Raw genomic sequence first — 15,435 nt, 5'->3', positions numbered from 1 at the left:
CCGGGGGCACAGGCTGTGAGCGAGCCGCTCAGCGCTCGGGACCGGGCGAGGCGTTGGCCTCCTCGGCGAGCAACTCCTTGGACGCGACGATGATGTGCTCCTCCAGCGTTCGGTGGATGGTGTCGGCGTCCTTTGTGCGCAACGCGTCCAACAGTTCCTTGTGCTCCTCGGCGATCTTGGTCGCGCGGTGGTGCCACGGGGCGAGTCGGTAGAACTGCACGCGGATGCGCGGCGAGACGGCGTGCCAGAGCTGCATGGTGTGCTCCTGGCCGGAGGCGCGCATCACGGTCTCGTGGAACGTCATGTCCGCCTCGTTGATCCTCGTGAAGTCGGCGTTCTCCGCAGCGTCGACCATCTCGTCCACCAGGCGTTCCAGCTCGGCGAGCTGGTCGGCGGTGAGTACGTGTGCCGCCTTGGTGAACGCGTGCGACTCCAGGAGCAGGCGGACCGGCAACAGGACGTCGACCCATTCCTCTGTGGGTACGTGCGCGACGAACACGCCGCGGTTGGGTCGGTGGGTGACCAGCCCTTCGCTCTCCAGCTGACGCAGCGCCTCGCGTATCGGGCCGGGACTCAGCCCCAGCTCGGCGCAGAGCTGGTCCTGCTTGAGCTGTTCGCCGGGAACCAGCCGACCGGTGACTATCGCGTCCCGCAGCAGCCGCGCCGCCTGCTGCGGTCGTGACAGGGAGCTGACGGTCGGCAGTGGCCCGCCGCGGCGTCCTTGCACTGCCGGTTCCTCCCGGCGCCGGCTCGGACCATGTTCCACCTCGCTTCTCGCTGGTCGATCCGTCGAAAGCGCTACGTGGAGGAGCTTACGGGCTAGATGATAGATAATCTATTACGGTCCTCCCATGAGCGATGTCCGTATCACCGACGTGCAGGCCTTCTACCTGCGCCTTCCCGAAGTCACCGAGCGCACCGACAGCTCCCAGGACGCCCTCCTCGTCCGCGTCTCCACCGACGCCGGCGTGGACGGCTGGGGAGAGGTCGACGGATGTCCGCTGGTCGCCAAGGCGATCATCGAGGCACCCGCGTCGCACGCGCGTGTGCACGGGCTGCGCCAGCTGCTGATCGGGAAGAACCCGATGGACACCGGCCGGCTGTGGGACCTGATGTACGAGTCGACGCTGTACTACGGACGCGAAGGTGCGGTAATCCAGGCGATGGCGGGTATCGACCTTGCGCTGTGGGACGTCAAGGGCAAGCTCCTCGAGCAACCCGTGCACGCGTTGCTCGGCGGCGCGTACCAGACCAGGCTGCGTGCCTACGCCAGCCACATGTTCGACTTCGACCCCGCGGTCACCGCGCGCCGGGCCGGCGAGGCCCGCGATGCGGGGTTCACCGCGGTGAAGTTCGGCTGGGAGCCGATGGGGCCCGATCCCGCCGTCGACGAAGCCCTGGTGCGCGGCATCCGCGACGCCGTGGGCGACGACGTCGACGTGTGCATCGACGCAGGACTCGCCTGGGACGCGAAGACGGCGATCCAGCGATGTGCGCTGTTCGAGCCGTACCGGATCTTCTGGCTGGAGGAGCCGCTGCATCCCGACGACCTACGCGGCTACCGCATCCTCGCCTCACGGGTCGACACCCGCATCGCAGCGGGTGAGGAGGAGTGCACCACCGCAGGCTTCCTCCGGTTGATGGACGAAGGGGCCATCGACGTCGCGCAGGTCGACGTGACCAGGGTCGGCCTGACCCAGGCGGTCAGGATCGCTCGGCACGCTCAGGAGCGTGGCATTCCCTGCGCGAACCACAACTTCACCACCGACATCAACGTCGCGGCGTCCGCGCACTTCCTCGCGTCCATCCCCAACGCGGTGATGCTCGAGTACTGCGTGGAGCCGAGCCCGATCCGCACCCAGGTCACCCGCGACCCGATACCGGTGGTCGACGGGTACGTCACCGTGCCCGACGGTCCGGGCCTGGGCGTCGAGATCGACACCGAGGGGGTCGAGAAGTTCCTGGTGAGCGCCTGAGCGCTCCGCCGGCGCCGTAGGCGCTGCACGGAAGGAGTCCCGCATGTCCGATGCGCGCTCGATCGAGAGAACCGTCCTGAAGAAGGCCGCCGTCCGGCTGCTTCCGCTCACCCTGTTGATGTACTTCGTCGCGTACGTCGACCGTGCGAACGTGAGCATCGCGGCGCTGCAGATGAACGAGGATCTGAAGTTCAGCAACACCGTTTACGGCCTCGGTGCCGGCGTGTTCTTCCTCGGCTACTTCCTGCTCGAGGTGCCGAGCAACCTCATCCTGGAACGCGTCGGCGCGCGCAGGTGGCTGGCCAGGATCATGTTCACCTGGGGGCTGGTCACCGTCGCGTTCGTCTTCGTCCAGAACGCGCCGATGTTCTACGTGCTGCGCTTCCTGCTCGGCGCCGCGGAGGGCCGGGCTCTACCCCGGCATCGTCTTGTACCTGACCTACTGGTTCCCGGCGCGCGGAATGGGCAAGGCACTTTCCTGGTTCCAGCTCGCCGCCCCGCTGAGCCTCGCCATCAGTACGCCGTTGCTCGGGGCAGTGCTCGGCATGGACGGCATAGCCGGCCTGGCCGGGTGGCGCTGGCTGTTCCTGGTGACCGCGGTCCCACCGCTGGTGCTGGCGTTCGTGGTGTGGCGGTACCTCACCGACCGGCCGGAGGACGCCGACTGGCTGACCGGTGAGCAACGTGACTGGCTGGTCTCGACGCTTGCCGCCGAACGCCACGCAGTGGGTGGCCGACGCCGGCACACCGTGGCCGGGGCGTTCACCGACCGCCGTGTCTGGATCGCCAGTGCCGCGTTCTTCGCCGTGCTGGTCGCCTTCGGTGGCGTGCTGAACTGGCTGCCGCAGATCATCGCGGCGCTGACCGGCTCCGACGACTTCACGGTCAGTCTGATCTCGGCCGTCCCCTACGCGGTCGCGTGTGTCGCGCTCATCCTCGTGGGCCGGCACTCGGACCGCACCGGCGAGCGGCGTTGGCACGCTGCGGTCTCGTACTTCGTCGGTACCGCTGGGTTCCTGCTCAGCCTGTACATCGAGCAACCGGTGGTCGCGCTGCTCGGTCTCGTCCTCGTCATCTCCGGCATCCAGTCGGCGATTCCCGGTTTCTTCGGTCTCTGCTCCACATTCGTGACCGGCGCTGCGGCGGCAAGTGCGTTCGCGTTGATCAACTCGGTCGGCAACCTTGGCGGCTTCGTCGGGCCCTACCTGATGGGTGTCCTGGCCGACGCGACGGGCAGCCAACGTGCGGGACTGGCGGTCATGGCGGTGTTCCTGTTCCTCGGTGGCGTGCTCATCGCCGTCGCGGGTCGCGGAGTGCGACGTGAGCCGGTGCAGGCACGCCAGGACCTCGTCGCCTGATCGCGTAGGGAGCTCGCGTCATGCTGGATGTACTCGTCAAGGGCGGCAGCGTCGTCGACGGGACGGGCGCCCCGCCTCGACGTGCCGACGTCGCCGTGCGCGGCGACCGGATCGTGCACATCGGCGTGTTGCCCGACGCGCAGGCCTGCAACGTCGTCGACGCCACCGGTAAGACGGTCGTACCCGGTTTCGTCGACCCGCACAGCCACAGCGACTGGACGACGCACACGAACCGCGACGCGGACAGCACGATCAGGCAGGGTGTCACCACGGAGGTGGTGGGGAACTGTGGCATCTCGCACGCTCCCGTCACCGAGGTATCGCTGCCGTTCATCCGTGGCCGGCTGGCTTCCTTCGGCTACGCCGGCGAGGTCGGTTGGCGAACGTTCGGCGACTACCTGACGGACGTCACGGCGCAGGGAACGGCGCAGAACCTGGCCTGGTTCGTCGGTCACAGCACCGTACGCGCCGCGGCCGACTGTGGGCGGGTGATCCGGACGAGGACGACCTGCGCGTCATGGAACGCATGGTCGACGAGGCGATGGACGCCGGCGCACTCGGGCTGTCCACCGGGTTGGAGTACAGCTACGGAAGGTTCGCCGCCACGGCGGAGCTGGAGCGGTTGGTACGTACGGTCGGCAGGCGCGGTGGTTGGTACGCCAGCCACATCAGGAACAGGGACAGCGGGCTTCTCGACGCCGTAGGCGAGTTCCTTGCCGTGGTCGCTGCAGCCGGGGCGTCCGGGCAGATCTCCCATCTCAACGTCAGGCACGACACCGGCGCGCCACGTGACGGGTGGCGGCGTGCCGTCGCCATGATGGGCGAGGCGCGGGATGCCGGACTCGACGTCGAGGCCGACACGACGCCGTTCGAGGCGGGCATCGGCATGATGATCGGGATCCTCCCCGACTGGCTGCTCGACGACGGGCCGGTAGAGGCAGCGCGGCGGCTCGCGGACCCTGCGGTGCGCCGACGTCTGCGCGGTGACTGCGACCGCTACTGGAGGTTCATCCACAAGGGGCAGTGGCACCGGGTCAGGCTGGAGAGCAGTCCGCAGTTCCCCGAGCTCGCCGGCAGGACGTTCGTCGAGATCGCTGACGTCCTTGGCAGGGACGAGTGGGACTGCTACTTCGACATCCTCGCCGCCGTGGGTGACCAGATGGCGAACCTCACCGTGGTCGGCGACCTGTTCACCGGCGCCCATCTCGCCGAGATGGTCGCCCATCCGCTGTTCGGCCTCGGTGTCGACTCGTACACCAGTTCCGTCGAAGGTCCGCTCGCGAGTACCGTCACCAACCCGCTCGCCTACTGCGGGCACGTGCACTACCTGACCCACCACGTCAGGGATCGCGGCACGCTCACGCTCGAGGAGGCGGTACGCAAGATGACGAGCATGCCGGCACGCCGGTTCGGCCTGCGAGGTCGGGGAGTCCTCGAGGTCGGTGCGTACGCCGACCTGGCCACGCTCGACCTCGATGCGTTGGACGATGTGTCGACGTTCGACCGGCCGGTCGCCTACGCGCGTGGCGTGGACACCGTCCTCGTCAACGGCGCCGTCGTCGTCGACGAGGGCCGCCATACGGGCGCTCGCAACGGTCGGGTGCTGACCCGCGGCTGACGCCGCCGCGGGGCCGACCCTTGCCTCGTTGCGGAGTCGGGTGCCATACTCACCTGGCCAATATTCTGCAACTGTGGTTCCAAAAATTGGAACTTGCTATGACTACTCTCGAAAGCGCCGCTGAGGTGCTCCGCTGCTTCTCTCCTGACCGCACCGAGCTCACGGTGACCGAGACGGCTGCGCTGCTCGAGCTGCCGAAGAGCACCACGTCGCGGTTGCTGCGGTCGATGCTGGCCGCCGGGTTCCTGGAGACCATCGGGGAGAGCAGGCGTTACCGGCCCGGTGCGTTGGTGCTCGGGCTCTCGCGCTCGTATCGCACGAGCTCCGTGCTGTTCCGGCAGGTCGACGCGGCGATCGCCGACATCGTCAAGCAGGTCGGGCACACGGGTTACGTCTCGATCCGCAACGGGGTCGAGGTCGTCGGCCTGACCGACCACCCGGGCAGCAATGCGCTGAGCGTCTCGCCGCAGCTGGGCCGCCCGCTACCGGCGCATTCCACGGCCACCGGGCGGGCACTGCTCGCCCGGATACCCGACGACGCGGTACGGGAGCTCTTCCCGCACGGCTGGGAGCCGCCATCGACGTCGGCACCTCAGTCGATCGACGAGCTGCTCGACCGGTTGGCCCTGGTGCGAAGCCAGGGGTTCGCCGAGTCCAAGGACGAGGCGGTCCGCGGTGTCGGCGTAGTGGCCGCCGCCGTCGGGACCCAGGACGACGAGGCACTCGCAATGTGCATCTCGTACCCGCTCGCCACCGTCTCGGACGACGAGGTCCAGGCACTTCGCGAGCTGATGCTGACCCGTACCGAGGAGATCGCCGACCTGGTCGGTGACCAGTTCCGGCGAACCGAGTCCTGACTCAGCATACCCAAAGATGGAGGAACATATGTCGCGCCTGCGCATCGGCTTCGACATCGGCGGCACCTTCACCGACTTCGTGCTCTACGACAGCGAAGGGCGCACACTCGAACTGCACAAGCGCCTGACCACGCCGCACGATCCCTCGGTCGCCGCGCTTGCGGGCATCGAGGAGCTCGTCGAGCGCGCCGGGGTCGGGCTCGCGGACATCGGCGAGATCGTGCATGGCACCACTCTCGTCACCAACGCCGTGATCGAACGCAAGGGCGCGAAACTGGGCCTGCTCACCACCGAGGGCTTCCGGGACGTGCTCGAGGCGGGCACCGAGCAGCGCTACGACATCTACGACCTGTTCATCCCGTTCCCCGACCCGCTGGTCGCGCGCCGTGACCGTCGCGAGGTGCCAGAGCGTATCGATGCCGACGGCGAGGTCGTGGTGCCGCTCGATCTCGACGCCGTACGAACCCAGCTGCGCCAGTTCGCCAGCGACGGGATCGAAGCGGTTGCCGTCTGCCTGCTGCACTCGTACCGCAATCCCGAGCACGAGCGTCGGATCGGCGAGCTCGCCCGCGAGGAGTTCCCAGCGCTCGCGGTCTCGCTGTCCTCGGATGTCGTCGCCGAGCTGTGGGAGTACCAGCGCGCGGTCACGACCTGTGCGAACGCGTACGTGCGGCCGCTGATGGACCGCTACCTGGGGCGCCTGGAGCACGCGCTGGCCGAACGCGGCTTCGCGGGTGCGCTACGCCTGATGCACTCGGCCGTGGGTTGATCGCACCCTCGACCGCGCGCGAGTTCCCGATCCGGCTGCTGGAGTCCGGGCCCGCGGGCGGCGGCCTCGCCACGGCGCTGTTCGGGCGTTCTGCGGACAAGCTGGACGTGATCTCGTTCGACATGGCGGGACCACCGCGAAGGCCTGCATGATCGAGGACGACCGTGCCGAGATCGCACCGATGATGGAGGCGGCCAGGGTCGACCGCTTCAAGAAGGGCTCCGGCCTGCCGATCAAGGCGCCGGTCATCGACATGATCGAGATCGGTGCCGGCGGTGGTTCGATCGCGTCGATCGACGAGGTCGGCCTGCTCCGGGTGGGGCCCCGTTCTGCCGGTTCCGATCCGGGACCGGCCTGCTACGGCAAGGGCGGCACCGAGCCGACCGTCACCGACGCGAACCTGCTGTTGGGCTACTACGACCCAGGGTTCTTCCTCGGTGGGCAGATGGCACTGGACAAGGCCGCGGCCGAGGAGGCCGTGTCCGAGGTGGCCGAGCCACTCGGGCTCACACCGGAGGAAGCCGCCTGGGGCATCCACAAGGTCGTGGTGGAGAGCATGGCCGGCGCGGCCAGGGTGCACCTCGTGGAGAACGGGAAGGACCCGCGCCGGTACGCGATGGTCGGTTTCGGCGGAGCAGGCCCCGCGCATGCCGTCGGGGTGGCCAGGGCGCTGGGTGTCCGCGAGGTGATCGTGCCGCCGGCGTCCGGTGCGGCGGCGGCCGTCGGCTTCCTCGCCGCGCCGCTCTCGTTCGAGCAGGTGCGCTCGCTGCCGGTCCGGATGACAGCCGGTTTCGACGCCGGCGCGGTGAACGCCGTACTGGCGACCTGGAGGACCAGGGCAGGGCCAAGCTCGCCGAGGCCGGTGTTGCGGACGCCGACGTCCAGGTCGAGCGCACCGCCGACATGCGCCTGATCGGACAGATGCACGAGATCTCCGTACCGCTGCCGGACGGCGTGATCGACGCCGGCAGCATCGGCGCAATCAGGGATGCGTTCGCCGACACGTACAAGGCGCGCTACACCTCGCTGTACGAAGGCGCCGAGATCGAGGCGATCAGCTTCCGCGTCACGTGTGCCGGGCCGACACCTTCGGTGTCGCTGACGGGTACTTCGACGACGAGCGGGGCTGCCCGAGGTCTCAAGGGGACGAGGACGGCGTACTTCGGCTCCGGGTGGGTGGGCGTCGAGGTCTACGACCGCTACGCGTTGGTCGCGGGTGACCGCATCGACGGCCCGGCCATCATCGAGGAGCGCGAGTCGACCACGGTGATCCCACCTGGCGACAGTATGCACGTCGACACCGCGCTGAACCTGCGCATAGCCGTCGGCCTCCCTGAGGAGGCGGCGGCGGTGGTCACCGCCGAGACCCCGCACCAGGAGGCGGTGGAGGTGATCGAGGCCGATCCGATCGCGCTGGAGATCATGTGGAGCCGCCTCGTCAACGTGGTCGAGGAGATGTGGCAGACGGTGTGCCGCACCGCGTTCTCCCTCGTCGTGTCCGAGGCGCAGGACTTCGCGTGCGAGCTCCTCGACCCGGATGGCGAGACGCTCGCGCACTCGCCGCGCGCGATGCCGGTGTTCAACCTGACCCTGCCACGAGCCGTCAAGGCACTGCTGGCGAAGTATCCAGCCGAGACGTTACGGCCCGGCGATGTCCTGATCACCAACGACCCGTGGCTGTGCGCCGGCCACCTCTTCGACATCGCGTTGGTCACCCCGGCCTTCCACGAGGGCAGGCTGACCGGGCTGATGGGCACCGTGGGGCACGTGTCCGACATCGGCGGCACGAAGGACTACCTGCACCCACGCGAGGTGTTCGAGGAGGGACTGCAGATCCCGCCGATGAAGCTCTACTCCGCGGGTGAGCCGGACCAGTCGTTGTTCACGTTGCTGGCCGAGAACGTCCGCAACCCGAGTCAGGTGATCGGCGACATCCATGCGTTCGTGGCGGCGAACGCACTTGGCGAGCAACGGTTGTTGTCGTTCGTACGCGAGTACGGCATGCACGACCTACGTGCCCTGGCTTCGGTCGTGACCAAGCGCTCCGAGGACGCCATGCGGCAGGCCATCACCGCGTTGCCGGACGGCGTGTACACGTCGGAGGTCGAGAACAACCCGCTCGGCGAGGTGATGAGGTACCCGGTCGAGGTCACCGTCGAAGGCGATCGGATCTCCATCGACTTCGACGGCGCCCCTGCGCAGCTGCCGCAGGGTGGCATCAACTGCACGATGAACTACACGGCCGCGCACGCCACGTACCCGCTGAAGTGCATGCTGACGCCCAATGTCCGTGGCAACGCGGGCTGCTACCGGCCATTCGAGGTGTCCGCGCCGAAGGGATCCATCCTGAACGCGGACCGTCCCGCGTCGGTGAACCTGCGCACCCGCACCGGTTGGTACATCGCGCCGAACCTGTTCAAGGCGCTGGCGCAAGCCGCGCCGGGGAAGGTGCAGTCCTTCACCGGGCTCCCGGTGGCCGCGAACATCTACGGCGCGGACGCCGAGGGTGGCACGTTCTCCGATATGTTCTTCGTCGGCGGCGGACAGGGCGCGTCGAGCCGGGAGGACGGGAAGTCCGGCCTGCTCTACCCCACCTCGGCCGCGAACACGTCCATCGAGCTGTTCGAGTCCCGGGTCCCTGTTCTCATCCTGGAGAAGACATTCGTCGAGGACACAGGCGGAGCGGGCGAGCACCGCGGCGGACTCGGCCAGCGCTTCGCGTTACGCAAGCGCCACGATGACGGGCTGCCCGTGCACGTCTCCGTCTACCCGGAAGGCGTCAAGTCCAGTACTCCGGGCCTGTTCGGGGGGCACGCGGGAGGCAGCGCACGGGGGATCGTGCGTGACCCGGCCGGAGCGACCCTGCACGACTGTGGCAGCGGCGAGCTGGTTCAGGTCTCCACTACAGAAGAGGTCATCGAGATACACGTCGCCGGTGGCGCCGGGTACGGCGATCCGGCCGCGCGGGCACGCTCAGACGTCGAGCGGGATCTGCGTGAGGGCCTCATTTCCGAGCAGTCGCGCGACTGCGACTACGGTCCGGCCGAGGAGGCCTGATGTCCGAAGAGCAGACTGTCGCCGCCAAGACCGAAAAGCGGCACCCTCGGGCGCTCGCGCCCGGCAACCTCGTTCTGATCGTGATCCTCAGCGTTTTCGGCGCCATCATCGGGATGCAGATCCTGGTCGACCTGGGGATCGCGGCGAATACCTCGCTGATCGGCGCGCTCGTCGCGATGGTGTTGGCCAGGGTGCCGATGTCGCTGTTCGCGAACTACCGCTCGGTCCATTCACAGAACCTTATCCAGAGCGGGATCTCGTCGGCCACCTTCGGTGCGGCCAACAGCCTGCTGCTGCCGATCGGCATTCCGTGGGCACTCGGCCGCCCCGATCTCGTGTTGCCGATGTTCTGCGGTGTCGCGCTGGCCATGCTCGTCGATGCCGTCATGGTCTACCGGCTCTTCGATACGAAGATCTTCCCCGCGGCCGGGACGTGGCCGCCGGGAGTCGCGGCGGCAGAAGCGATCCAGGCGGGCGACAAGGGTGGAAAGCGCGCCGGCCTGCTCGGCATCGGTGTCGTGGTCGGTGGGGTAGGCAGTGCGCTCGGCATCCCGATGTCGGCGTTCGGCGTCGCGTTCATCGCCAACATCGTCGCCATGGTGATGTTCGGCATCGGGTTGCTGATACGGCAGTACTCGACCGAGCTCTTCAGCGGGGACTTCTTCGCCGCCATCATCCCGAAAGGGGACATCGACGCGGCGTTCGTGCCACACGGTTTCATGATCGGTGCGGGGCTGGTCGCCCTCGTGCAGGTCTGCGTGACGCTGGCGCGCAAGAACAACACCGTAGGCGGCACGACGCGGTCCGACTCCGACATGCGTCGGACCTTGGGTGTCGGCTCGGTTGCCTACCTGCTGATCGCGGTGTTTCTCGCGCTGGTCTGTGGCCTGTGGGCGGACATGTCACCCGGGATGCTGGTCGGTTTCGTGATCTACGCTGGGTTCGCGGCTCTGGTGCACGAGCTGATCGTCGGTCTGGCCGCCATGCACGCCGGCTGGTTCCCCGCTTTCGCCGTCGCACTCATCACGCTCGTCGTCGGCATGATCATCGGGTTTCCGTTGGAAGGGCTCGTCGTACTGGTCGCCTTCTCGGCCGCGACGGGACCGGCCTTCGCGGACATGGGGTACGACCTCAGGGCCGGCTTCATCCTCCGCGGCCGCGGCGCGGACCCGGAGTTCGAGCTGGCCGGGCGTCGCCAGCAGCTGATCTCGGCCATGATCGCGTTCGCCGTCGCGATCACCGTCGTGCTGCTGATGTGGGAGTCCTACTTCTCCCGCGATCTGATACCGCCGGTCGACCGTGTCTTCGCCGCGACCATCAAGGGCGGGGTCTCGCCCGACGTCGCGATGTCGCTGGCGATGTGGGCGATACCCGGTGCGATCGTCCAGCTCGGCGGTGGCTCCAAGCGGCAAGCCGGGATTCTCTTCGCCACCGGACTACTGGTCGACGTAGCGATGGCGGGTTGGGCAGTACTCGCAGGTATCGCGATCCGCTTCGCCTGGCAGCGCCTGCGCAGCGACCGGGCCCGTTCGGAGATGGAGGTCGTAGCGGGCGGCATAATCGCCGGTGACGCCCTGTTCAGCTTCGGCTCGTCGACCTTCAAGAGCTTCCGCGGATAACGCGTGACGGGAACTCCGGGTTGCGTCGCAGCGCGAACGCGGCGAGCCCTTCGCGGGCATCCTCGGACGTGAACGCCCGTTGTCCGTAGCTGGCTTCACTGTGGAATGCCTGGTCTTGCGGGAGGTCGCCGAGCTTCAGCACCGCCTCCTTGACCGTGCTGAGTGCCGTCCCGCTGAGCCTCGCCATCCGGTCCGCCCACTCCATCGCCGTCGGCAGCAGTTCCTCGGCCGGTACTACGGCGTTGAGCAGGCCGAACCTGAGCGCTTCGGCGGCGGTGATGCGGTCGCTGAGCAGCAGCAGCTGCATCGCCCACGCGTAGGGGATCTGGCGGGTGAGGCGCACCAGTGTTCCGCCGGCGGGGACGACGCCGACGCCAGGTTCGGGAAGCTGGAACTCGGCCTGCTCAGCGGCGACGCGCAGGTCGGTGGAGAGCAGGATCTCGAAGCCGCCGCCCAGACACAGGCCGTTGACGGCGCCGATCACCGGCTTGAACAGGGTGGTGTGCTTCTGGTGTGCGCCGTCCCAGCGCGATATGTCGAACCGTCCCTCGGCCAGGGCTGGGATGGATTCCTGCAGGTCTGCGCCGACGCAGAAAGCGCGGTCACCGTTGCCGGTCAGCACTGCCGCCGCGGTCGCAGCGTCGTCACGGACCTCGGCGAAGGCATCGGCCAGCTCGTCGTACATCGCCAGCGTCAGGGCGTTGAGCTTGTCGGGCCGGTCGAACCGGATGACCGCGACCGGGCCTTGGCGTTCCAGCGTGACGCCCACTCACACCACCCCAGACTCCCGAAGCTGCACGATCGACTCCTCGGAGATGCCGAGCATGCCGCGCAGCAGCATGCCGGTGTGCTCGCCTGGCTGTGGCGCGAGCCCACGTGGTTGGGCAGGAGTCACGCCGAGGTGGATCGGTTGGCCGAACATCTCCAGCGAGCCGAAGTCGGGGTAGTCGACGTCGACGATCATGTTCCGAGCCCTGACGTGCGGGTCGTTGACGACGTCACCGATGTCCTTGATGGCCGTCAGCGGCACCTGGTCACCGGCCAGCTCTTCCAGTTCTGCGCGGGTGCGGTCAGCGAGCCACCTGTTGAGCGTTGGCCGGACGCGACGTTCGTAGACGTCCGCGTCGAAACGCTTCGTCATGGTGTCGATCTCCGGGTCGTCGGCGACCTCGGGTTCACCGAACATGGCGCAGCTGAGCCTCCAGAACTTGTCCGTGTACCCGCCGAAGAACACGCAACCGTCCTTGCAGGGGTAGAGCTCGTACGGCCGGACGAAGGGGTGGGCGTTGCCCAGCGGCGCTGCGACCTTCCCGTCCACGGTGTACGACACCACGGCGTTCTCGGTCGGCGACAGCACTGAGTCCTGCTGCGCGACGTCCACCAGCTGGCCCTCGCCGGTTCGCTCGGCGTGCCGCAGTGCGGCGAGTGTGCCGATCACCGCGTACATGGTTGCCGACAGGTCCCCGATGATCGTGCCGACCCTTACCGGTGGCCGATCGGGGTAACCGTTGATCGACCACAGACCACCCGCTGCCTGTGCGCTGTTGTCGAACGCCGGGCGCCGTCGGTACGGGCCCGTCTGCCCGAACCCGGAGATCGCCGTGTAGACGAGCCTCGGGTTGACCTCGCTCAGCTGGGAGTACCCGAGCCCGAGCTTGTCCATGGTGCCTGGGCGGAAGTTCTCGATCAGCACGTCGGCCCGTTCCGCGAGCCGCTTCAACAGGTCCTTGCCTTCGGCATTGCCGAGGTCGAGGGTGAGGCCGAGCTTGTTGCGGTTGTACTGGGCGAAGAAGGCGCTGAACCGTTCACCGGTGTCGGATTCGAGGAACGGCGGAAAGTCCCTTGCGTAGTCTGATTCCCCAGGTCGCTCGATCTTGATCACCGTCGCGCCGAGGTCGGCCAGGATCATCGAGCAGAACGGTCCCGCGACCACACGGGTGACGTCGAGTACCACCACTCCTGCCAGCGGTCCCCGCGAGGGCGTATCGGCGGTCATGGTGCCACGTCCTCCTTCGCGCTCGACTCCACCCGGATGCGAGTCTCGAGCAACGTGCCGCAGGCGGGACTGATGAGCTCGTCGATCAGCACTGCCGGTTCATGATCCCGCGGGCGGACCCGTACGCCAAGCTCGCCGAGGTGCTGTGCAGCCACGCTGGTGCGGGTGAGCACATCCGTCCGCCAGTCCTGTCCGTCCCCTAGCCGGGCGCCGCTGGCCGGGCAGTACCAATGCGCACCGTTCCACCGTGGCGCGGAGTCCTCCGCGGTCGCCGAGGCCTCGACGCTCGCCGTCGGGATCTGCCCCGCGAGCCGCTCGGTGCGTATCGCGGTCCGCCGCTGGTCGGTTGTCTCGACGTCGACGACACCCTCTTCGTCCAGCACGACTCCGTAGACCGTTGACGCAACCCGCTCGCTGACGTAGCCGTCGGCTACATCCGACGCGACCCGCCCGGGCTCCCGCAGCAGCGGGTCACCGTAACCGCCGCCGCCTGCGACCCATTGCACGAACACGTCGCTGGCGTCGATCGTGACGTCCTGCTGGTTGATCTCCAGCAGTTGCCGTGAGCTCTCGGTGAGCGTGGTCTCGTTCGGAACGGTCCCCTCGGTGATCAGATCGTTGATGTTGGTCCCGCGCCGGACCGCGTGCCCGCTGCCCCCGCCGGGCAGCCCGCCGCCGAAGCCGTCGGCGACCACCTGCGCGTTCGGCGCGAACACCGTCTGAGTCACCTTGGGCGCTCCGTGCAGTGTCCAGGCGAACTCGTGTCCCAACCCGCCGCGGTGTGCGCCATGTCCCGCACTGGCGGTGTTGAGACGCTTCCACAGGTACAGGACCGGGTACAGCATCTCGTTCATCTCGACGTCGGGCAGCGCGTTGTTGACCTGCGTCATCATCCCGCCGCAGTCGAGACCGTCGGCCACCGGTTGTGCGCCTGTGCCCATGCCGCCGCCGTCCATGTTGAACAGCACGAAGTACTCGCCGTCGTCGCGGGTACCCGCCGAGATCCCGCCCGTCCACGAGTCCGCCCAGACACCCTGGGTTCGGGCACGGACGCGTTCATGGTCACTGTTCCTCGCCGCTTCGTTGAGCAGCTTGGTGACCAGCCGGCTCACCCGGGCTCCGGTGGTCAGGTGCCCGTTGCTGATCGGGGCGGGTGGTACGGGATTGACCAAGGAGCCGCGCTCGGCCACCACCTTGCATGCGGTCATCACACCTTCGTTGAACGGGACGTCCCATGCCAGGATCGGCACGAGAGCACTGGCGACACTGCCTACCAGGGTCCCGTAGCTGAGGTTGATGAATCCGTCGGTCTGGGGACTCGACCCGCTGAAGTCCATGGTGATCTGGTCGCCCGACTTGGTCATGGTGCAGTGCACGCGGTAGAGCTCGTCGACGTGCCCGTTGTGCTCGGTCCATTCGTCGGCCTCGTACACGCCGTCGGCGAGCAGGGCAATGCGCTCGCGCACCACGCGCTCCGCAATAGCGAAGTTGGCACGGGTGTACTCCTTGAAGGTGTCGAGGCCGAACTCCTCAACGGTGGCGCACAGTCGGCGGATGCCCGTGTTGTTGCTAGCGACCAGACTGCGCACGTCGTTCCAGAACAGCGTCGGTACCCGGACGTTGTTCAACAGCATGCGACGTACCCACCCGATGGGCTGGCCGCGTTCGAAGACCTTCACGCCCGGCGGGAGCCGCAGCGCCTCGCTGTAGCAGTCGTATGCTCCTGGGGCGAAACCGCCCGGTGTCATGCCGCCCACGTCCACCAGGTGTGCCTGGGACTGGGCCCAGCCGATGAGCTCGTCGCCGTAGAAGATCGGTGAGATGACGTTCGTGTCCGGCGGATGCGCCGCGCCAGCAGTGTGCGGGTCGTTCGAGATGAACGCGTCGCCGGGGTACAACGGCTCGCCCTCGATCTCCTCGACGAGATTCTGTACCGCGACGCTGCCTGATCCGATGTGGAACTGGACGAAGTCCGAGTAGGAGTAGATCTTTCCTTCCGGGTCGAACAACGCGGTGTTGAAGTCTCCTGACTCCGTGATGACCGGCGACCCGGATGACCGGATCATTGCGCTGCCCATCTCCTCGACGATGGAGTCCAGGCGCATCCGGAGCACTTCCAAGGTCACTGGGTCGTACCCGGCCGGGACGTGGGTTGAGCTCATGGCGTCTCCTTCAACGGTTGTGG

Annotated in this window: 8 protein-coding genes and 3 pseudogenes; 7 read left to right on the top strand and 4 right to left on the bottom strand. The window is 67.7% G+C overall.

The features are described 5' to 3' along the window. Window positions 1-28: 28 nt before the first annotated feature. Window positions 29-727: an FCD domain-containing protein gene (locus tag GEV07_06600; GenBank protein MQA02392.1), complete on the bottom strand. Its 699-nt coding sequence runs from the start codon at window positions 725-727 to the stop codon at window positions 29-31. 124 nt (window positions 728-851) lie between these two features. On the opposite strand from GEV07_06600, the gene GEV07_06595 reads away from it, so the two are divergent. The 7 genes and pseudogenes from GEV07_06595 (at window position 852) to GEV07_06565 (ending at window position 11,254) form a co-directional block, all read left to right on the top strand. Further along, a complete protein-coding gene (locus GEV07_06595) occupies window positions 852-1,976 on the top strand; it encodes a mandelate racemase/muconate lactonizing enzyme family protein (GenBank protein MQA02391.1) in 1,125 nt (374 codons plus the stop codon). Window positions 1,977-2,019: 43 nt separating this feature from the next. Continuing rightward, a pseudogene (locus GEV07_06590) lies at window positions 2,020-2,382 on the top strand (MFS transporter). Then, window positions 2,192-3,334, top strand: a complete 1,143-nt coding sequence (locus GEV07_06585) for an MFS transporter (protein ID MQA02390.1) — start codon at window positions 2,192-2,194, stop codon at window positions 3,332-3,334. The pseudogene GEV07_06590 and the gene GEV07_06585 overlap by 191 nt, the downstream one beginning before the upstream one ends. Before the next feature lie 20 nt (window positions 3,335-3,354). Continuing rightward, window positions 3,355-4,952: pseudogene (locus GEV07_06580) on the top strand (amidohydrolase family protein). 98 nt (window positions 4,953-5,050) lie between these two features. Beyond that, window positions 5,051-5,809: a helix-turn-helix domain-containing protein gene (locus tag GEV07_06575; protein MQA02389.1), complete on the top strand. Its 759-nt coding sequence runs from the start codon at window positions 5,051-5,053 to the stop codon at window positions 5,807-5,809. A gap of 16 nt (window positions 5,810-5,825) precedes the next feature. Next, window positions 5,826-9,635 (top strand): annotated as a pseudogene (locus GEV07_06570) (methylhydantoinase). Continuing rightward, the gene (locus GEV07_06565; GenBank protein MQA02388.1) at window positions 9,635-11,254 is read left to right on the top strand and encodes an OPT family oligopeptide transporter; all 1,620 of its coding nucleotides are present in this window, start codon (window positions 9,635-9,637) and stop codon (window positions 11,252-11,254) included. The pseudogene GEV07_06570 and the gene GEV07_06565 overlap by 1 nt, the downstream one beginning before the upstream one ends. Here the strand turns inward: GEV07_06565 and GEV07_06560 are convergent. The 3 genes from GEV07_06560 to GEV07_06550 are packed head-to-tail and all read right to left on the bottom strand — an operon-like array spanning window position 11,235 to window position 15,412. Further along, a complete protein-coding gene (locus tag GEV07_06560) occupies window positions 11,235-12,023 on the bottom strand; it encodes an enoyl-CoA hydratase/isomerase family protein (GenBank protein MQA02387.1) in 789 nt (262 codons plus the stop codon). The genes GEV07_06565 and GEV07_06560 overlap by 20 nt on opposite strands. Further along, complete coding sequence (locus tag GEV07_06555; protein ID MQA02386.1) at window positions 12,024-13,250, bottom strand: CoA transferase; 1,227 nt, start codon at window positions 13,248-13,250, stop codon at window positions 12,024-12,026. Continuing rightward, a complete protein-coding gene (locus GEV07_06550) occupies window positions 13,247-15,412 on the bottom strand; it encodes a hydantoinase B/oxoprolinase family protein (protein MQA02385.1) in 2,166 nt (721 codons plus the stop codon). Before GEV07_06550 ends, GEV07_06555 begins: the two co-directional genes overlap by 4 nt. Between the last annotated feature and the right edge of the window lie 23 nt (window positions 15,413-15,435).

Source organism: Streptosporangiales bacterium (assembly GCA_009379825.1).
Lineage (GTDB): Bacteria > Actinomycetota > Actinomycetes > Streptosporangiales > WHST01 > WHST01.
The sequence above is the reverse complement of the archived record's forward strand: the minus strand, read 5'-3'. Positions and strand labels throughout refer to the sequence as shown.

What these genes read in the sequence shown, in the direction of transcription:
- GEV07_06555 (MQA02386.1), bottom strand. Translation starts at nt 13,250, where the DNA reads ATGACCGCCGATACGCCCTCGCGGGGACCGCTGGCAGGAGTGGTGGTA.
- GEV07_06595 (MQA02391.1), top strand. Translation starts at nt 852, where the DNA reads ATGAGCGATGTCCGTATCACCGACGTGCAGGCCTTCTACCTGCGCCTT.
- GEV07_06550 (MQA02385.1), bottom strand. Translation starts at nt 15,412, where the DNA reads ATGAGCTCAACCCACGTCCCGGCCGGGTACGACCCAGTGACCTTGGAA.
- GEV07_06565 (MQA02388.1), top strand. Translation starts at nt 9,635, where the DNA reads ATGTCCGAAGAGCAGACTGTCGCCGCCAAGACCGAAAAGCGGCACCCT.
- GEV07_06575 (MQA02389.1), top strand. Translation starts at nt 5,051, where the DNA reads ATGACTACTCTCGAAAGCGCCGCTGAGGTGCTCCGCTGCTTCTCTCCT.